At 62.8% G+C, this 21450-nt stretch carries 7 protein-coding genes; 4 read left to right on the forward strand and 3 right to left on the reverse strand.

Going from position 1 to position 21450, the window contains the following annotated elements; genetic code table 11:
- Window positions 1-14: 14 nt before the first annotated feature.
- From NKF27_RS14930 to NKF27_RS14945, 4 genes are all read left to right on the forward strand, one after another.
- Window positions 15-950, forward strand: a complete 936-nt coding sequence (locus NKF27_RS14930) for a 3-hydroxyacyl-CoA dehydrogenase (protein ID WP_253552819.1) — start codon at window positions 15-17, stop codon at window positions 948-950.
- A 74-nt stretch (window positions 951-1024) separates the two neighbouring features.
- Window positions 1025-1957 (forward strand): 3-keto-5-aminohexanoate cleavage protein, encoded by a 933-nt coding sequence (locus NKF27_RS14935; protein WP_045992523.1) that lies wholly within the window; start codon window positions 1025-1027, stop codon window positions 1955-1957.
- Window positions 1958-1968: 11 nt separating this feature from the next.
- The gene (locus NKF27_RS14940) at window positions 1969-2496 is read left to right on the forward strand and encodes a gamma carbonic anhydrase family protein (protein WP_253552821.1); all 528 of its coding nucleotides are present in this window, start codon (window positions 1969-1971) and stop codon (window positions 2494-2496) included.
- Between the two features lie 38 nt (window positions 2497-2534).
- Window positions 2535-3560, forward strand: coding sequence for a LacI family DNA-binding transcriptional regulator (locus NKF27_RS14945; protein ID WP_045992521.1), 1026 nt, complete (start codon window positions 2535-2537; stop codon window positions 3558-3560).
- Between the two features lie 67 nt (window positions 3561-3627).
- On the opposite strand, the gene NKF27_RS14950 is transcribed toward NKF27_RS14945, so the two are convergent.
- The 3 genes from NKF27_RS14950 to NKF27_RS14960 form a co-directional block, all read right to left on the reverse strand.
- Window positions 3628-5967, reverse strand: coding sequence for a type I secretion C-terminal target domain-containing protein (locus tag NKF27_RS14950; protein ID WP_253552823.1), 2340 nt, complete (start codon window positions 5965-5967; stop codon window positions 3628-3630).
- Window positions 5968-6579: 612 nt separating this feature from the next.
- A complete protein-coding gene (locus tag NKF27_RS14955) occupies window positions 6580-13290 on the reverse strand; it encodes a tandem-95 repeat protein (RefSeq protein WP_253552825.1) in 6711 nt (2236 codons plus the stop codon).
- A gap of 974 nt (window positions 13291-14264) precedes the next feature.
- Window positions 14265-21329: a tandem-95 repeat protein gene (locus tag NKF27_RS14960; protein WP_253552827.1), complete on the reverse strand. Its 7065-nt coding sequence runs from the start codon at window positions 21327-21329 to the stop codon at window positions 14265-14267.
- Window positions 21330-21450: the final 121 nt, after the last annotated feature.

The raw sequence follows: 21450 nt of genomic DNA on the forward strand, positions 1-21450 counted from the left end.
ACGGAAGCCTCCTTATGACCAGACCCGTAGGTATTCTCGGCGCCGGCCTGATCGGCCGCGCCTGGGCCATCGTGTTCGCCCGAGCCGGCATCGACGTGCGCCTGCATGACGCCGCAGACGAGGCGCTCGAGCGGGCCCGCGACGCCATCGCCACCTCCCTCGACGACCTCCACCAGGCGGGGCTGATCGAGGACCCGGAGCGGGCGATGTCGCGTATCCGCTACGACAGCGACCTGGCATCGGCCATGGCCGGGGTCGGCTACGTGCAGGAGTGCGGGCCGGAAGATGTCGAGACCAAGCGGCGCATCTACAGCGACCTTGAAGCCGTGGTGGCCAAGGACACCGTGCTGGCCAGCTCGACCTCCGGTATCGCCGCTTCGCGCTTCACCGATCACCTCCATCACCCTGACCGTTGCCTGGTGGCCCATCCGGTCAATCCGCCCTACCTGATCCCGCTGGTGGAAGTGGTGCCGGCGCCGGCCACCGGGCAAGCCGCGGTGGCGTCCACCATGGCGCTGATGGAACAGGCCCGGCAGACACCGATCCTGGTCAACAAGGAAGTCCCTGGCTTCGTGCTCAATCGCCTGCAAGGCGCCCTGCTCAACGAGGCGCTGAGACTGTTCGCAGACGGGGTGTGCTCCGCCGAGGATCTGGACAAGACGGTCAAGCACGGGCTGGGCCTGCGCTGGTCGTTCATGGGGCCCTTCGAGACCATCGACCTCAATGCGCCCGATGGCGTGGTCGACTATGGCAACCGCTATGGGCCGCTGTATCGCGACGTTGACCGCGAGCGCGGTGACGACGATCCCTGGCAAACCACGACCCTGGCGGCACTCGACCAGCAGCGCCGTCAACAACTGCCGGCCCAGCGCCTGGGCGAGCGACAGGCCTGGCGCGACCGACGCCTGATGGCGCTGATCGCCCACCAGCAGTCCCAGACCAACGACTGACCCGGGCCAACGACGGACCCAGACCAACCACTGCCCCACCTTACCCGCCTATCCATCATTCAAGGACCCGACCCATGGCAAAGCAACGCAAGGTCATCATCACCTGCGCGGTCACCGGCGCGATCCACACCCCGTCCATGTCGCCGCACCTGCCGGTCACCCCGGAAGAGATCGCCGAGGCAGGCATCGCCGCCGCCGAGGCCGGCGCCTCGATTCTGCACCTGCATGCGCGTGATCCCGACAACGGCAAGCCGACCCAGGACCCGGCCATGTTCGAGCGCTTCCTGCCCCGCATCAAGGACGCCTGCGACGCGGTGATCAACCTCACCACCGGTGGCAGTCCGCACATGACGGTGGAGGAGCGTATGCGCCCGGCCATGGAGTTCAAGCCCGAGCTTGCCTCCATGAACATGGGCTCGATCAACTTCGGGCTGTTCCCGATGCTCGACCGCTACGCGTCGCTTGAGCACCAGTGGGAGCGTGAGCACCTGGAGAACAGTCGCGACCTGGTGTTCAAGAACACCTTCGCCGACATCGAGAAGGCGATGACCCTGGGCGCCGAGAACGGTACCCGTTTCGAGTGCGAGTGCTACGACATCGGACACCTCTATTCCCTGCGCAACCTGCTCGACCGCGGCGTCATCGGCGGCCGCGTGTTCGTCCAGAGCGTGTTCGGCATCCTCGGTGGCATCGGTCCTCACCCGGAGGACGTGATCCACATGCGGCGCACCGCGGACCGGCTGTTCGGCGACGCCTACGAGTGGTCGGTGCTGGGCGCCGGCAGCAGCCAGATGCGCATCGCCGCCCAGGCCGCCGCCATGGGGGGACACGTGCGGGTCGGGCTCGAGGATTCGCTGTGGCTGGGCCCGGGCAAGCTGGCCGAGACCAACGCAAGCCAGGTCGCCAAGGTGCGCGAGATCCTCGAGGGTCTGTCGTTTGAGGTGGCGACACCGGACGAAGCGCGTCAGATGCTCGGACTCAAGGGCGCCGACCAGGTCGGCTTCTAGGGAGACGGGCAATGACCCTGTATCGACTCGGGGGCAAGGCCCCCGATATCGCCGCCAGCGCGCTGGTGTTCGACGAGGCCACGCTGATCGGCGACGTACGCCTGGATGAGCGCGTCAGCGTGTGGCCCGGGGCCGTGCTTCGTGGCGACAATGCGCCTATCGTGGTGGGAGACGACAGCAACCTGCAGGACGGCTGTGTGGTTCACTCGGACCCCGGCTATCCGGTTACCATGGGACGCCAGGTCACGGTCGGTCACCTGGCCATGCTGCACGGCTGCCGCATCGGCGATGACGTGCTGGTGGGGATGAATGCCACGGTACTCAACGGTGCCGACATCGGTGATCGATGTATCATCGGCGCCGGCGCGCTCGTCACCTCGGGCAAGCGCTTTCCCCCTGGCTCGTTGATCGTCGGCAGTCCAGCCAAGGTGGTCAGAGAACTGACCGAGGACGAGATACAGTCGGTGCGCGACAATGCCCGCGTCTACACCGACAAGATCGCCGCCTATGCGTCTCTGGAGCCTGTCGAGCCGGCGTGATCGCCGGCCATTTCTGCCACCCGACACGACATGACTCGATGAAAAAGAAATCCGTCACCTCACACGATGTCGCCCGTCTTGCCGGGGTCTCGCAGTCTGCCGTCAGCCGGACCTTTTCGCCGGATGCCAAGGTGTCGGACAAGACCCGCAAGAAGGTCATGGAAGCGGCGCGGCAACTGGGCTATCGGCCCAACACCATCGCCCGCTCTCTGATCACGCGATCGAGTCGCACCATCGCGGTGGTCGTCTACAGCCTCGAGAATCCCTTCTACAGCTATATGCTGGAAAAGGCGTCCCGCTTCTTCAAGCAGCAGGGTTACCACCTGCTGCTGTTCTCGGCGTCCAGCAGCGACGGCTTCGATGACGTGCTCGACGACATCCTGAGAAGCCAGGTCGAAGGCATCCTGATGCTGGCGATTACCCTCAATGACGACCAGGCGGCTCTGGTCTGCGACTACGGCATTCCGGTGGTAATCATCAACCGTACGGTCGACTACGCGGGCATCAGCCAGGTCGCCTGTGACAACTTCCAGGGCGGCTACTGGGCGGGCCGCCACCTGGTCTCGCTGGGCCATCGCCGCATCGCCTACCTGTCTGGCCTGGTCGATTCCTCCACCGACATCCAGCGTCGCGCTGGCTTTGTCGAGGGCCTGGCCTCCATGGGGGCAGCCCTTCACGACAGCGGCATCGGCCACTACCAATACACCAGCGCCTGCCAGGCCACCCGTCTGCTGTTCGCCAGCACCACCCCACCCGACGCCCTGTTTGCCGCCAACGACCTGATGGCCATCGCCGCCATGGAAGTCATCCAGAGCGAGTTCTGCCTCAAGGTGCCCGAGGACGTCTCGGTCATCGGTTTCGACGACGTGCCCATGGCCGCCTGGCCGAGCCACTCGCTGACGACCCTGCAGCAGCCGGTACAGACCATGATCATGCGTGCCACCGAGTTGCTGCTGGCCCAGATCGACCAGCCGGACACCCCACCACAGCAGATCACCCTGCCGGTCACGCCGATGCTGCGCGGCAGCGTCAGGCGCCCTTCAGGCGACGTCAACGACACCTAGTGAAGCGACGAGCCTATCGCCATCCGCCGACGCATGCGTGAGCATGCGCCGGCGGATGGGCCAGCGCCTATTCCACCTCGAGCTGTCCATGGTCGATCAATCGATCGAGGAAGGCGTCGCTGGATGCTCCGCCCATGCGCACGCCGGCCAGGACGATAAACTGATCGGCGCCAGCGCCGTGTGCGCCGATACCACCATCGGACTTGACCGCGATGACGGTATCGTCCCCCTCCTGACTGGCGTGCAGGAAGTCCGACACCTGGTGGTCACGGGCGTCATCGAGCAGATCGGAAAGATCGAGCCGGTCTGCCTCGGGGTTGCGGGCGGTGTTGCCCAGGGTGAAGTCCTTGATCTCGTCTTCTGCAGGCCTGCGCACACTGCCCGCATCCCCCGCCTCGTAGCCAAAGGTGTCGGCGCCAAAGCCGCCCCACATCACGTCGCCACCGCGACCGCCGATCAGCACGTCGTCACCACCACCGCCGATCAGCACATCGCGCCCCCCTTCCCCAAGCAGGGTATCGTTGCCGTCATCGACACGGTCTGTATCCATCAGCTCCCGGTAGTGGTCCTGGATATAGGCAATGATCTCGGCGTCGCTCGCCTCGGCGCCATTGCCATGGTGAACCGACCACTTGAGGTACTCGGTCAGCCCTTCGTAGCCGAGGCCGTCGTGGCTGCCGGCGGCAAAGCTCTCGTGGGTATCGCCGTCTCTCCAGCGGAGGTGGTCGGAGTTGACGGTGTCGCCAAACAGAATATCGGCCTTCACCCCGCCGGCAAGCACATCGTCACCGAGCACCTCGAGCGGTGCGTCGGGGCCGCCCTGCGCCAGCGCGGCGTTCAGTACCTCCTGGGTGTTGACGATGACCGACTCACCGGCGGGTGACGTCCACTCGGTGCCGTCCTGCAGGGTGATGGTGCGAGTCCCCTGGGTCTCGGTATTGTCGAAGATGTCCAGATAGTCCTTGCGCAGCAGACCCGCAGGATCCGGCTCCCCCGCTACCTCTTCACCGATACCGAAGGTATGCACCTCGGACAGCCGACCGAGTTGAAGGAACTGTTGATACGCCTTGTGGACAGGGGTAAAGGCCCCCGCCACATCGCTCTCCACGATGTGTCCACCCTCCCGGTAGGAGGTTGGGAGACCATCGGTCAGGAACATGGTCAGCGACCTGTCACCTTCATCTTCCTTTGCGACATGGTATTTTCTGGCGGCGGAGAGGGCAGCCTGATAGTTGGTGGAGCCCTGGGCGGCCGCACCGTTGACGTAAGCGATAAGGCCAGCCACGTTATGTTCGTTCAGACCATCGACCGCTCTGGGTGAATGCGCCTTGTCGTCAAAACGCACCACTTGTACGTCCACATTTCCGTCGTGACCCGCCAGACGTGTGAGCAACAGATTGAGGTTCTGCTGCAATAGCTGTAGCCGACTCAGACCATCCGTGCCGGACGGCTGGCGCATGCTGCCGGACTCGTCGATCAGGATCGAGATGTTGTAGTCGACACCTGACGCAATCAATCCCTGCTTGCCGCCCAGGTCGCCGATCAGGACGTCATCACCCGGGCCGGTCGACCCATGATTGTCCCCGTTGTCACCGACATAGAGTTCGCCATCTTCCCGGCCCGCCATCACATCGACCGTCAGTGACGCCGAGGTGATATCACCGTCGCCATCGGTACCGTTGTAGTCGATCACTGCGTCACCGGCGAAGCCCTGGTGCGGGACGAAGGTCAGGGTGCTGTCGGGGTTGATGGTGACGCTGCCGACGCCAGCACCACCCTGAACGCTGGCCCTGATGACACCGCCCGGGCCATCGGCACCATGCTCATCGTTGGCCAGCACATCCACACGCACCGGCGTGCCGCTGGCGGCGGTGGCACTGTCGTCATGGGCGATTCCGCTGTCGTCATCGATGATGATCTGCACAGCTCCGTCAGCGCTGTCGCCGTCCCCATCGGTGACGGTGTAGCCCACCGTGAACTTGATATCGTCTTCAAACTTGCTGCTGCGGTGGTCCAGCGGACCCTCGACAAACAACTTGTAATAGGGGCCCGTTGCAGGGCCATGCAGTATCCAGATAACGCGGTCACCGTTGTCGTCGAAGCCTTCCAGCGAACGACCGTTACCACTGAGCTGCCAATTGATCGGGACGCCGCCGGAGGTCAGTGCCGGCAGCCCGGCGGTGTGCCAGGTGAAGGAACGCACGCCGTCGTTACCGACGTCATAGTTCAAACGAGCGGCGGTAAAGCTCTGGGAAGTCAAGGCGTCCCCTACGCCACCTCGAATGCCGCCGGGCAGGCCCTCTTCGTCAACCACCGACCTGATCAGACCGGCGGTCGGGGTGTGGTCGTGTGGACTGTCGATCGAGGTGTAGGTGCTCGCATTGTCTGTTTCGGAATCGGTATTCATGACAGTCTCCTGTCCTTTGGTGGGTCGAAATTCGCGCATGACTCCTTGAAGCTAGGTGGTCGATACCGACCTCGACACTGGACTGGTGGCCACCACTTTTCGTCCCATTACTCCTCGATTCCTGGTGCGAACCGCGACTTTCATAAAAAACCGACACTTGCGAATCAGCAAAAAACCACTTCACACCAAAAGCCACACAAAAGAAAATTCACGAAATTCTTTACCAACTGAAAAACAACACTTTTTTGTTTTTTCCACCGATTTGAAAACATGAGATTCCGGCATCGAAAAACTCGAAACAACACAGTTCTGTAGGCTGGATAAGCGCCGGCGCTGACCTGGCTTATAAAAGCCAACAGACCACCTTGTAAGTCAACGCCACCTTTTGGAATATTGATCGATCAACATTGACCACGCGACAGGAAAAACATCCATCGATCATCGAGAAGTCGAGGCAGAATTTCAGCTGACTTATCGACACAAAAAGATGCAAAAAAATATTGCGATATCCGACAAGACATCACCCGGCCAAGGGCCGGGTGATCGAAGGGGATCTTCGCTGGAGTGATCCACCGCTTGCTCCACTCTCTACTCCACTCTCTACTCCACTCTCTACTCCACCAGCAGCGCAGCCTCCTGGCCGATGCGCTCCAGCGTGGTGTCGCCTGCGCCCGGCACACCGGCACCGTTCAGGACCAGCGCTTGTTCGCTGTCTGCGCCACTGCCACTGCCGCCACCACTGCCTCCACCACTGCCCCCTGCCGACGCGGGGCCTACGCTGTCTGTCTGGTCCTGTTCCGGCGGCAGCCAGGCCGCTACCTCCTCGTCGCTCTCGTCGAGCAATTCCGACAGCGCCAGCCGGCCCGCCTCGGCGTTGTCCACAGCGTTGCCGGGGACATTGCCGAGGACGTCTCCGAGGACATCGTCCTGAGCCTCGGCTTCGAGGACACTCACGGAGCCAAAGTCGTAGGGCATCGATCCCGACTGGATGCTGGACTCACCGGGGGCGTCATCACCGCCATCGGTGATACCGTCCGCCAGACCGTCCTCAGCGACGACAACCGGGGTGAGACTCGAGTTGGCCCTGGCGTAGTCACCGGTATCGACATTGCTCTCCACTGTGATGGAAACATCGTCCACATCGATGGAGCCGTCACCGTCGATGACGTTCAGGTAAACGGTGGCGATTCCCGTAAAGTCGGGATGGGCCGTGAAGAAAAATCCTGCGCTGGTGGTGCTGACGCTGCCGACCGCGTCACCCCCCTGAACCTCGACGCTGAAGTCGAGGCCATAGTCGGCACCGGACCTGGAGAAGCGCAGTACATTGCCGAAAAATACCGTGGAGCCACTCTCGATGGTTGCTTCCATGCTGGCCACGGCGAAGGGGCTATCATCGTTTACCCGTACCTGTATCTTGCTTGCGGCACTGTCACCGTCGCCATCGGTGATCCGGTAACCAATATCGAAGTCGATGTTGCTTTCCACATAGGCATCGTCATGGTCCATCGACTGCTCCAACCACACCTGATAGTCCCCGCTGAGGACATCGGTGAGTTCAAACCGTATTACCGTACGCCCATCGGCAGCGCCCCTGAGCACAAGACCGTCGTCGCTGAGGTGCCAATCGATCGAAGATCCCCGACTCGTCAGCGTCGGCAGGTCCTCGGTCAGCCAGGTAAAACTGCCAGGCCCGTCATCGCCGAAGTCATAGCCCAGTTGACCACTGTGGAAATCGTCAACGGGCTCAGGAAGATCGCCAGGGCCACCACCTAAACCGTCAACCAGACCGTCCTCGTCGAGGAGAACCCAGGGCGGCGTGGAGGGGGGGGTGGGAATACCATTCCCCTGCGGGTCCCTGACGGTGACGGTAAGCCGCCCCTCAGTGGTGTCGCCGTCGCCATCGCTGGCGCTATAGTCGATCAGGGCGCTACCGGTGAAGCCGTCGCCCGGCACGAAGGTCAGGGTATCGTCGCCATTGACGCTGACGCTGCCGACGCTCGCCCCTCCCTGGACGCTGGCCGCGACCACCCCGCCACTCCCGTCGGCACCGAAGGCGTCATTGGCCAGCACGTCCACCGTCACCGGTGTCTTGCTGCCGGTGGTGGCGCTGTCGTCGCTGACCTGTGGGCTGTCGTCGTCCACGGTGATACGCAGCACGCCTGAGGCGCTGTCGCCGTCTCTGTCGGTGACGGTATAGCCCACGCTGAAGTTGAGATCGTCCTCGATGCCGGCGTAGGCGTGATCCAGCGGCCGTGCCACCGCCACCTTGTAGCTGCCGCTGGCAAGGTCGGTAAGCTGCACCGAAATCACCCGCTCACCGTTGCCGTCAAACCCCACCAGGGAGCGACCATTGCCGCTGAGGCGCCAGTTGACCGGATCGCCGCCGCTGGTCAGCGCCGGCAGGCCATCGGTGTGCCAAGTGAAGCCGCCCAGACCGTCATCGCCAGCGTCGTAACCCAAGACGCCGGTCTCCACGGTCTGCTCGGTGAGCGCATCCCTGACACCGCCGTGGATACCGCCGGCCAGACCGTCCTCGTCGACCACGGCCTTGGCCGGACCGGTGGCGGGGTCACCATCGGTCTCCGGGGTCGTAGGCGTACCGGGGGCATCGTTTTCGACCATGACGCTGAGCTGTGCACTGCGGGTATCACCGTCGGCATCGCTCGCGGTGTAGTCGATCAGCGCACTCCCTGAGAAGTCAGGGTCGGGGATAAAGGTCAGGGTGCTGTCGGAATTGATGGTGACGCTGCCGACAGCAGCCCCCCCTTGGATGCTGGCGGCAACAAGGCTACCCGGGCCGTCGGCACCGAACTGATCGTTGGCCAGCACATCCACGCTGACCGGGCTGCCCTTGGCGGTGGCGACGCTGTCATCGACCAGCAGCAGGCCGTCATCATCCACGCTGAGCCTGAGCTGGCCCCGGGCAGTGTCGCCGTCGCTGTCGGTGATCACGTAGCGAACGGTCAGGTCGATATTGTCCTCGAGGCTGGCATCGTCGTGGTCAAGCGGCTGGTGCAGCTCGACGCGGTAGAGCCCCTGCTCGAGATCGGTGATGCGGACACTGATCACCTCGTTGCCAAGCGTATCCAGGGCCGTCAGCTCATGCCCGGTACCGCTGAGCGACCAGCTCAACGGGCTACCCTGTGAGCTCAGCGCCGGCAGGCCATCGATGACCCAGTGGAAGGGAAACAGCCCCGGCCCGTCCTTGCCGAAGTCATTGCCCAGCGACCCGGTGACGACCCTGGCCTCTCCGGCGACATCCCCCGGGCCGCCGGCGATGCCTCCGGCGAGGCCTTCCTCGTCGAGCACGGCCCGGGCCGAGTCGGTGGCGGGGTCGTCATCGCTCAGTGGCGTGCTCGGTTCATCGTTGCGAGTGTCGCCGACCTTGACCCAAACACTTGCGCCGGTCTCATCGCCATCACCGTCAGCAAATCCAAGCTGCAACAAGGCCGTGCCGCTGAACTCGGGGTGCGGTGTAAAGGTGACGCGAAAACTCCCCTCTTCGTGGCTGATCTGGCCGACGCTATCGCCGCCGACGACCTCGGCGCGAAAGTTGGTGACCCGCGCGCGGTCGGCGCCGGTATTGAAGATATCCCGCAGATTAAATATGACCGGCTGATCGATCTCGGTGTCGAAGGAACTCCCGTACCCGCCACTGGGACTGTCGTCGTCCACCACGATGTCCAGCGAGCCTTGCGCACTATCGCCGTCGCTATCGGTGATGACGTAGCCGACACTGAAGGTGATCTCGTCTTCCAGGTAGGGGGCGCTGTGATCCAGCCCCCTCAGCAGTTCAACTTTGAAGATGCCCGGCTCCAGGCCCAGGAGCTTTATGCTGATCACGTCTACCTGGTCATAGTAGCCGCTAATATTGAGACCGCGGGCCTTGCCGATCAGGCTGTTACCGGCGGCGTTGAGCGACCAGGTCACAGGCTCACCATTCGCGCTCAATTCGGGCAGGCCATCGGTGGACCAGCGGAAGCTGCCAGGCCCATCCTCGCCAAAGTCGTAGCCCAGAAAACCGTCGAAATAGGCTTGGTAGTATCCGATATCGCCGGGACCACCTTCCAGGCCAATCAATCGATAGCCAAACAACCAAATCCGGTCCTCATCGACGATGACTGTGGGCGTCACGTTCTCAGGATCACCGTCGCTATCCGGGGTGGTGGGGCCGTCGGTATCGCCGCCTTCGACGACGACGCTGAGTGTGGCGGCGGCGGTGTCACCGTCGGCGTCACTGACGACATAATCGATCAGCACCTCTCTGCCGAAAAGCTCCGGGTGAGGCACGAAGGTCAGGCTGTTGTCGGGGTTGATCGTGACGCTGCCGACCGCCGGCCCGCCGCGCACGCTGGCGTCGATGATGCCCCCAGGGCCATCGGCACCCAACCCGTCGTTGTCCAGCACCGCTACCCTGACCGCCGTGTCGGCGGCGGTTGTGGCGCTATCGTCTCGGGCCACCAGGCTGTCGTCGTCCAGAACGATGCTGAGCATACCAACGGCCGCGTCACCATTGCTGTCGGTAACGGTGTAGCCCACGTCGATATAGAGATCGTCCTCGATGCCCGAAATGGCGTGATCCAGCGGCTTGTCCAGCGTCACCTTGTAGCGGCCGGTCACCACGTCGACAAGCTGCACCGCGATGACCCTGCCGCCACTGCTATCGACGCCCAGCAGCGAAAGGCCATTGCCGCTTAGCCGCCAGCTCACCGGATCGCCACCGGAGGTCAGTATCGGCAGGCCATCGGTATGCCAGCGGAAGCCACCCGGACCATCATTGCCGAAGTCGTAGCCCAGCGATCCGATGGTCACGCGACTCTGGGTAGCCACGTCGCCGGCCCCGCCGTGGATGCCGCCCGCCAGGCCATCCTCATCGACCACCGCCCTGGGCGATCGGGTGTCGGGATCGCCGTCGACCAGTGGCGTGATCGGCCCGTCAGGATTGACGGCCGCAACAGACACGGTGAGAGTGCCGGCGGCAAAGTCACCGTCGCCATCGGAGCGGGCGTAGTCGATAAGCGCATCGCCGGAGAACCCCTCAGCGGGAACAAAGGTCAGGGTGCCATCGGGGTTGATCGAGACGGTGCCGAGAGCGTCCCCGCCCTGAACGCTTGCCTGCATGACCTTGCGTATGCCCTCGGCGCCGATCTCGTCGTTGCTCAGCACATCCACAGTGACCGGCGTAGCGCTGAAGGTGGTGGCGCTATCACTGTTGGCGCGGCCGTCGTCGTCATTGACGCTGACCTCGAGCACGCCTTCAGCCGTATCGCCGTCACCATCGGTGATGACATAGCCAATCGCGAAGTCGACATTGTCCTCGACGCTCGGATCCGAATGATCCAGTGGCTGGAACAGCTCGAAGCGATATTCACCCGTCGAGATATCGACAAGTTCAAGCCTGAATACCGGGTCGAACTGCGCGTCCTTGGCAATCAAGGTCCGCCCATCATTCTCCCGTGACAGGCGCAGCCCTTCCCCTCTCACCTCCACACCTGGCAAAGAGAAGCTACGCATCCAGGAGAAACCAGCAACCCCATCGTCGCCAGCGTCATAACCCAGGAAACCGGTGGCGACCGTTGATTCACCGGCGATATCACCGATACCGCCAGCAATGCCGCCGGGCAGACCCTCCTCATCGACAACGATCCTGGCCGGTTGGGTGTCGGGGTCATCGTCGGTTTCGGGAGTGGTCGGCGTCGCTGCGCCGCCGTCGCGGACATTGACGGTGAGCCGCCCCTGGGTGGTGTCACCATCGCCATCGCTGCTGGTGTAGTCGATCAGGGCATCGCCCAGAAAGTCCGGGTGAGGCACGAAGGACAAGCGGCCATCGCCCCGGACCGTGACGCTACCGACATCGGCTCCGCCTTGAACGCTGGCCGCGACAACCCCACCCGAACCGTCAGCACCGGGAACGTCGTTAGCCAGCACGTCGACGATGACCTGGGCGTCCTTGGACGTGGAAGCCCTGTCATCGTTGGCGCGAGGAGCGTCATCATTGACCGTGACCTTGAGCACGCCGAAGGCGCTGTCGCCACCGCCGTCGAAGACGATATAGCCCAACTCAAAGTGAATACTGTCCTCGGCGCCGGCGCCTGAGTGATCCAGCGCGGCAATCTGGACGCGACCAGCAAAGTGTCTATCGTCAGGCAACCGCACCTCATAGCTGCCGGTGGCAAAATCGGTAAGCACCACCTCGATGACACTATACTCATCCAGGGCGTCACTATCGTAGGCAACCCCACGCACCGTGCGGCCATCGTCGCTAAGCGACCAGGACACCGGATAACCGTCGGCGGTCAGCCGCGGCAAACTGGCAATATCCCAACTGAAGCCGCTCACCACTTGGTGAGCGTAGTCTGCCCCACCCTGGCCATTGCCGCCGAAGTCATAGCCCAACGATCCGGTTGCCATGACCATTTCGCCTGTGCCTGCGCCGCTGGCACTGCCGTAGTAGGAGGCGGCTTCATCGACGATGGCGTGGGCCGGTTCGGTAGTGGGATCGCCATCGGTCTCCGGGGTCGTCACGACCTCGCTGCTGTCACGCTCCCGAATATCGGTATGAGCCTCGATGATCACCTGGTCGCCGTCACCATCGATGACAACGATCTGGAAGTCGAACGATCCCTCGGCATCGGGGTCGGCCTTGAACACCCAGCGGCCCCAGTTGACGGCGAGCAGGCCTTTATCGGTCTCGATCATCGCTCCCAGTGGATATTCGGTGTCGTCACCGGGCACGCGGACAAAGACGCGGTCTAGGCCCTCGTCGCCGGCGTCCAGCCTCCAGCTACCGAACACAGAGTCCCCCGGGACGACCGAACTGGGCGTATCAATGCCGTTGTCCGCCGGGTCGGTGGGTGGCGCCACATCCACCACATTGATGTTGACCCAGGCCTTCTCTTCCCTGCCCTCGTTGTCGGTGGCGATGTAAGGAAACGATAGCGAGATAATGTCGTCGAAATCTGGCCCCGTATGGTCCAGTTTTCGATTCATCGAGACAGTAAAACTGCCATCGTCACCCGTCAGTTGCAGGGTCAGCAAGGCTCGATCCGGATCGGTATCGATCAAGCTCTCCTCGAACAGCATCAAACGCTGCCCGTCGGGGGAAATCCGAAATCGTACTGGCTCACCGTCCGCCGTCAGCGTGGGAAGATCCGTGGCCACCCAGCGATAGGCGCCACTGCTGGCGGGCCCTCTGTTGTAGCCAAAATCGTAGTCCAGCCTGTCACTGCCATCGCCACCATCGGTGACAAAGACAACGCTGGTGGGCTCCATGGCGCGCAGCGCAGTGGCGTTGGCATTGGCTCTTTCGGTGTCGGTATTCATGGGAGTGTCCTCGCCGCCGGTGGGTGGCGGCAAACAACGAAAACAAGGCAACAAGCTCGGTTTTATTCCTGCGACTGCCTTAAACCTAGGCACTGATTTTCGCTCTCGACACTGGACTGACGAACACCAATATCACTCAAAGTCTCCTTGTTTTCCGACATCAAAAATTTCTTTTTTATAAAACAGCTAATTGCGTGTCAGAAAACACCTCAGGCACCAATTCACATTTTGTGATAAAAAATTCACAAATTTTTAAATTACTGACAACACGACACTTTACTTTATAAATAAAAAACCAAGGTCGCTGCCATTAAGAGATTCCACAATCGGTTAAGCACAATTTTGCATGCTTATTCCACGCCCCGGGCAACGATGACTGCGAACAATCACACAAAACACTCTAGACTTTACGTCACGATTTTCTTCCCTTGTCAGTTCGACAACTAAAAAAACAAAAACACGCTTCCATCTTTCCATAAGCGAGTACACGCCGGCCTTTACGCACGCCGTTATAACGCCATACCAAAGAATTATTACCTTTTGATTCAAACCCCGATTGGCTGGATTCAAGTGCTGATGTTATGGGTCGAGATCACCCCCGAAGAACAGCCGATAGTTGCTGCGCTTGCAGGATGCAGTGCACGGCCCTGTCGCTGGGAGAGGGCTGGGAGGGAGGGGCTGAGAGGGATGCTAGTAGTGATGAGAGATAGCCGTCCAGCGTCTGGCGTCTGGCGTCTCGTACTCGAGGGAGGCTCGTCGCTATGCAAAAAAACATCACCCGGCCAAGGGCCGGGTGATCGAAGGGGACTTTCGCTGGAGTGATCCACCACTTGCTCCACGGCCTATTCCACCGTTTGCTCCAGTCTCTACTCCACGGCCTACTCCACGGCCTATTCGACCGCTTGCTCCAACACTTGCTCCACGGCCTATTCGACCGCTTACTCCACTCTCTACTCCACTCTCTACTCCACTGCCTACTCCACCAGCAGCGCGGCCTCCTGGCCGATGCGTTCAAGGGTGGAGTCGCCGGCACCGGCGCCGTTCAGGGCCAGCGCTTGTTCACTATCTGCGCCGCTGTCCATGACGCCACCACTGCCGCCACCACTGCCCCCTGCCGACGCGGGGCCTACGCTGTCTGTCTGGTCCTGTTCCGGCGGCAGCCAGGCCGCTACCTCCTCGTCGCTCTCGTCGAGCAATTCCGACAACGCCAGCCGGCTCGCCTCGGCGTTTGCCACGACGTCGCCGTGGACGTTGCCGAGGACGTCGTCCTGAGCCTCGGCCTCGCGGGCGGTAGGAGTATCGCCCCCCTGCGGGTCCCCGACGGTGACGGTAAGCCGCCCGTCGCTGAAGTCTCTATCGCCATCGCTGACGCTGTAGTCGATCAGGGCGCTACCGGTGAAGCCATCCCCCGGCACGAAGGTCAGGCTATCGTCGGCATTAACGCTGACGCTGCCGACGCTCGCCCCTCCCTGGACGCTGGCCGCGCCCACCCCGCCACACCCGTCGGCACCGAAGGCGTCATTGGCCAGCACGTCCACGGTCACCGGCGTATTGCTGTCGGTGGTGGCGCTGTCGTCGCTGGCCTGCGGGCTGTCATCGTCCACGGTGATACGCAGCGCGCCGTCGGCGCTGTCGCCGTCACTGTCGGTGATGGTGTAGCCCACGCTGAAGTCGAAGTCGCTCTCGATGCCGCCGTCAGAGGTGTGCCTCAGCGGCTGTGCCAGCGCTACCTTGTAGCTGCCGCTGGCGAGGTCGGTGAGCTGCACCGAGATCACCCGCTCGCCGCTGCCATCGAAGCCCACCAGGGAGTGCCCATTGCCGCTGAGCCGCCAGTCGACCCGATCACCGCCGCTGAGAGGCACCCGCGGGCGATCGGTATGCCAAGTAAACTCGCCGGGGCCGTCATCGCCAGCGAGGTAACCCAAGACGCCGGTCCCGACGGTCTGCTCGGTTAGCGCGTCCCCGACACCGCCGTGGATGCCGCCGGCCAGACCATCCTCGTCGACCACGGCCTTGGCCGGACCGGTGGCGGGATCACCATCGCTCTCGGGGGTAGTCGGGACATCGGCAGGCGTGATCGTGACGGTAAGCCGGCCGTCGCTGGTGTCGACATCGCCATCGCTGACGCTGTAATCGATCAGGGCGCTGCCGGTGAAGCCAGCACTCGGCACGAAGGTCAGGGTATCGTCGCTATTGACACTGACAGTGCCGACAGCTGCCCCACCCTGGACGCTGGCCGCGACCACGCCGACGCCCCCGTCGGCGCCGAAGGCATCGTTGGCCAGCACGTCCACCGTCACCGGTGTATCGATGCCGGTGGCGGCGAAATCGTCGCGAGGCACCGGCGTATCGTCGTCCACGGTGAGACTCAGCACGCCCGAGGCACTGTCACCGTCACTGTCGGTGATGGTGTAACCCACGCTGAAGGCGATGTCGCCTTCGATGCTGCCGTCATAGGCGTGATCCAGCGGCCGTGCCAGCGCTACCTTGTAGCTGCCGCTGGCGAGGTCGGTGAGCTGCACCGAGATCACCCGCTCACCGCTGCCATCGAAGCCCACCAGGGAGCGACCGTTGCCGCTGAGCCGCCAGTTGACCGAATCGCCGCCGCTGGTCAGCGCCGGCAGGCTATCGGTGTGCCAAGTGAAGCCGCCCAGGCCATCGTCGCCCACGTCGTAGCCCAAAACGCCCCTGGCGATGGTATCTTCGGTCGGCGCATCGCTGACGCCGCCGCGGACGCCTCCGGCCAGACCGTCCTCGTCGACCACGGCCTCGTCGGGGCCGGTAGCGGGATCATCATCGGTCTCGGGGGTGGTCGGGACATCGTTGCGCTGCCCCTCGACCGTGACGGTAAGCTGGGCGTCGCTGGTGTCGCCATCACGATCCTGCATGGTGTAATCGATCAGGGCGCTGCCGCTGAAGCCATCCCCCGGCACGAAGGTCAGGGTATCGTCGTCATTGACGCTGATACTGCCGACGCTGGCCCCGCCCTGGACGCTGGCGGCGACCACCCCGTCGCTCCCGTCGGCACCGAAGGCGTCATTGCCCAGCACATCCAGCGTCACCGAAGTGCCAATGGTGGTGGTGGCGCTGTCGTCGCTGGCCTGCGGGCTGTCGTCGTCCACGGTGACGCGCAGTTCGCCGTAGGCCGTGTCGCCGTCGAAGTCAGTGACGGTGTAGCCCACGCTGAAGTTGAGATCGTCCTCGATGCCGGGGGTGCCATGATCCAGCGACCTGAACATCACCACCCGGTAAGCGCCACTTGCCAGATCTCTATGCTGCAACTGCAACACAGCTTGACCGTCGGCGGCATCCACACCCCACAGCAAGCGTCCTTTAGAGTAAAGCTCCCAGTCGATCGGATCACCACCACGGTAAAGCACCGGCAGGGTATCGATGTCCCAGCTGAAGCTGAAGCTGTCCCAACCGTCATCGCCGAAATCGTAGCCCAGCACACCGTTGGCCACTTTCACGCCGTTAGGCACATCCTTGATGCCCCCGGGGACTCCGCCGGGCAAGCCGTCCTCGTCGACCACGGCCTTGTCAGGACCGGTGGCGGGGTCACCATCGGTCTCGGGGGTGGTCGGTACATCGTTACCCGATTTCTCGACCGTGACGGCGAACTGCGCGCGGCTGATGTCGCCGTCACCATCCCGGATGGCGTAGTCGATCAGGGCAGTGCCGGTATATACGCCTTTCGGTCTGAAGGTCAGGGTATTGTCGTCGTTCAGGGTAACGCTACCGACGTCGCTTCCCCCCTGCAGGGTGACATCGAAGATCTCACCCCCCCCGTCGGCACCAGGGGCGTCGTTGGCCAGCACATCCAGCGTCACCTCTGAGCCGCGCTCGATGGTGGCGCTGTCGTCCGTGGCCTGCGGGCTGTCGTCGTAGACGCTGACGCGCAGCAGGCCATCGGCACTGTCGCCGTCGGCATCGCTGATGGTATAGCCCAGCGTCAACGCAAGATCGCCCTCGTCAGAGGCGTAAGGGTGATCCAGGGGCTGGTCCAGGGCTACCGTGTAGCGACCACTGTCCAGGTCGGTGAGCTGCACCGCGACCACCTGCTCGCCGTCGCCATCTGAGCCCACCAGGGAGCCCCCATTGTCGCTGAGGCGCCAGTCGACGGATTCGCCGGCGCTGGTCAGTGTCGGCAGCGAGTCGGTGTGCCAGCGGAAGCTGCCCGGGCCGTCGTCGCCGAAGTCGTAGCCCAACAGGCCGGTCGCCATGGTTGGCGTGGTCGCTGCATCCTTGTTACCTCCGGGCAGGCCGCCCTCATCGACCTCGGCGAGATCCGCCACGGTGGCGGGATCGCCGTCGGTCTCGGGGGTGGTCGGCACGTCGGTTCGGGTCTGTTGCTCAACGGTGACGACCAGATTCCGTTTGGCTGTGTCGCCGTCACCATCGGTCACCAGATACCTTACCTTCACATCACCGAGGACATCCGGCCTGGGGGTAAAGGTCAGGGTATTGTCGGGGTTGACGACCACCGTGCCGCCGCTGGTCGAGGCCTCGACGATGCCACCCTTGCCATCGCCACCGAGTCTATCGTCGCTCAGCACATCAAGCGTCAGCGGGGTGCCGAGCGTGGTGGTGGCGGCGAGTTCACTCCTATCGCCGTTGGGGTCGTAAGGGGTATCGTCGACCACGGTGACCTCCAGCGTACCGGGGGTAGTATCGCCGTCAGCGTCGGTGACAAGGTAATCCACACCGAAGGTCAGCCAGTTCCAGTTCCATCCCGTATTAAAGTGGTCCAGCGGCCGATGCAGCTCGACACGGTAGCGGGAAGTCAGGGCATTGATGATGTGAAAACTGATGACCTCGTTGCCTTCACCATCGGCGCCGGTAAGGGTATGGCCGGTGGCGTTTAGCGACCAACTAAGCGGGCGGGCTAGCGATGGCAGCCGCGACAGGCCTTCGCTGGCCCAGCGGACATCACCGGGTCCATCGTCACCAAAATCGTAGCCCAGAAACCCGGCCACGACGGTGGGTCCCGCCGGCTCATCGCCATATTCACCAGGGACACCGCCCGGGAGACCATCCTCGTGGATCCTGACCATGGGGCGCTCGGTACGCGGGTCAGCGTCGGTCTCGGGCGTGGTGGGAGCCCCGGGCCTTGGCCCCGTGACGGCGATAACCGTGCTTACATCGACATCGTCTGAATCATCTGCATCGGTGATGTAGTAACTGATGCTGGTGGTGCCCTCGAAGTACCTATGGGGGGTATAGGTCAGGGTATTGTCGGGGTTGACGGTGAAGCTTCCTGTCTCGTCCGGCTCCCCTCCTATAATTCTAAAAGTCCCAAGGCCGTCAGCGCCGACCGGATAATTGGACAGCACGTCTATCGTCAGCGGAGTGCCGATGGTGGTCCAGGCATAGTCGCGGATGTCCCGCGGAGCATCGTCGTCCACGCTGATGTTCAGACTGCCGTCAGCGCTGTCGCCGTTACGATCGGTGATGGTGTAGCCCACACTGAAGTTGATGTCACCCTCGAACGGAGCAAGCGCCCTGCTTAAGCCAGGACCGTAGTCCAGTGGACGAAGCAACTCGACACGGTACTGGCTGGCGAGAATATCGATGATGCGAACGCTGATGACGTCGTTGCCCTCGCTGTCGGTCGCCATGAGGGTATGGCCGGTAGCGTTGAGCGACCAACTCAGCGGGCGGTCTTGCGATGTCAACTGCGGCAGGCCTTCGGTGGACCAGCGGAAGTCGCCGCGACCATCGTCGCCAAATTCATAGCCCAGCCATCCGGTCACGACGGTCGCCTCGCCGGGGGTATCGCCGCGACCGCCGGGGTTGCCGCCGGGCAGGCCATCCTCGTCGAGGAGGGCCAACGCTGCCACGGTGTCGGGGTTGTCATCGCTGTCGGGAGTGGTCGGCTTGTCTGCGCCTAGCCCTGAGCTGACGATGACGGCGAGGGTGCCACCCTCGACATCGCCATCACCATCACTTACGCGATAGTCGATCAGAGCGGTGCCGATGAACCCTCTGGCTGGCTCGAAGATGAAGGTATTGTCGTCGTTCATCAGGACGCGGCCGACCTGGGCGCCGCCCTGTACCTCGATCCTGCGGAAATCGTTGAAACCGTCGGCGCCGAAGGCATCATTGGCCAGCACATCCACACGTACCGACGTATCGACCAGGGTGCGGACGGCCTCGTCTTCGACCTGCAACCGGTCATCGTCGATGACGACCTTGAATACCCCGTCAGCCGTATCGCCATTGCTATCGCTGATGGTATAGCCAAACTCGACGCTGAGATCGTCCTCGGTCAGGCCATCGGCGTGATCCAGCGGCCGCGCCAGCGCTACCTCGACGGTGCCGTCGACGAGGTCGGTCACGCCCACCGAGATGACGCTATCACCCTTGCCATCGAGCCCGACCAGGACGCGGCCAGCGTCGCGAAGTGCCCAGGTCAGCAGCTCTTTTCCGGCTCTCAGGCCTGGCAGGCTGTCGGTGTGCCAGCTGAAGTCACCCGGGCCGTCATCGCCGATACCGTAGCCCAGACTGGTGGTCGCCACGGCAAGCCTGGTGGGCGCATCCTCGACGCCTCCGTGGAGGCCGCCGGGCAGGCCATCCTCGTCGACGGTAAGGATGGCCGCCTGGGTAGCGGGGTCGCCATCGGTCTCGGGTGTCGTCGGCACATCCGGGGGGATTTCCGTGACGGTCACCGAGAGGGTGGCGGAAAGGCGGTCTCCATCACCGTCCGGGCGAGATTCGTAGTCGATCAAGGCCACCCCGACGAAGCCAAGGGCGGGGGCGAAGGTCAGGCTGCCATCCCGATTGGCCACGACACTGCCGACCTCGTCTCCTCCCTGAACGGTGGCATCGATCAGCTTGCTGCCCGCACCGTCGGCGCCATACTCGTCGTTGCTCAGCACGTCCACAGTGACCGGGGTGGCGCTTGTGGTGGTGGCGCTATCGTCGTTGGCGCGCCCGCTATCATCATCCACGATGACCTTGAGTACGCCATCGACGCTCTTACCGTTGGAACTGATGAGGCTATAGCCGAAGTTGATGATGAGGTCATCTTCACCGGGCTTGTCGTGGCCCAGGGGCCGAAACAATTCGAAGCGGTATTCTCCTGTCCGAACGTCGACAATCTCCAGGTTGAAGATCGGCAAAGCTCCTAGGGGAAAGGAATAAGATGGATGTTCGACAACACCGGACAGCGAGAGTCCGTCGTCACTTATCATCAAGCGAATCTTGTCGTCACTTAGCTTCAGGCGAATATCGTCTTCAAAACCCAGGGCTGACACGCCGGCAACGATGGTCGGATCGATGGACCAGCGAAAGTTACCGGGCCCCCGGCCACCGCCCCAATCGTAGCCCAGGCTACCGGTCGCGACGACGGCTTCGCCCCCGACATCCCTGACACCGCCGGCGATACCGCCGACCAGGCCATCCTCATCGACCACCGCCCTGGACGGCAGGGTGGTCGGTAGCGCCCCACCATTTTCGTGGACACTGACGACAAGCACCCCGTTGGCGAGGTCACCGTCGGAGTCCTGCATGGTGTAGTCGATCACGGCATCACCGACAAAGTCGGGATGGGGCACAAAACGCAGCTTATCCTGAACGGTCTGGAGGACGACACTACCGACATCCGCGCCGCCGCGAACGCTGGCATCGACGAGCGCCTTGGTAACGCCATCGCCACCAAAGTCGTCGTTGGCTATCACATCCATCAAGGCCGACTGGCCCTTGGGGATGCGAAACCAGTCATCGCGAGCCTCAGGCGTGTCGTCCTTGACCGTGAATTCCAGCGCTCCGTCGGTAGTGTTACCACCGCCATCGATCAAGCTGTAACCCAGCGAAAAGTTTAATTCGTCCTCACCATCGCCGTGATCCAGAGCAGTGTGCTGCCAAATCTCGAAGCCACCGGTAAAGATATCGGTGATAAATACATTGAGCACCTCTTGATCACCCAGCATGGCGGTCAGCCTGCCATTGTCGCGCTCCCGCCATGTCACAGCCTCGCCCTGGGTGGTCAGCGTCGGCAGTCGGTCCATGTCCCAGTGAAAGCCAAACTCAAAATTCAAGAAAGAGCTATACTCCCAAGCCTGGCCATTGTGGCCAAAGTCAAAGCCCAGTTCCCCTGTCACAACGTTCGCGCGAATAGGGTCTTCTCCATAGGAGCGGTCGAAAAAGTGCAGTGCATTG

Origin of the sequence: Halomonas sp. DN3 (genome assembly GCF_024137905.1) — a bacterium.
Classification (GTDB): domain Bacteria; phylum Pseudomonadota; class Gammaproteobacteria; order Pseudomonadales; family Halomonadaceae; genus Halomonas; species Halomonas litopenaei.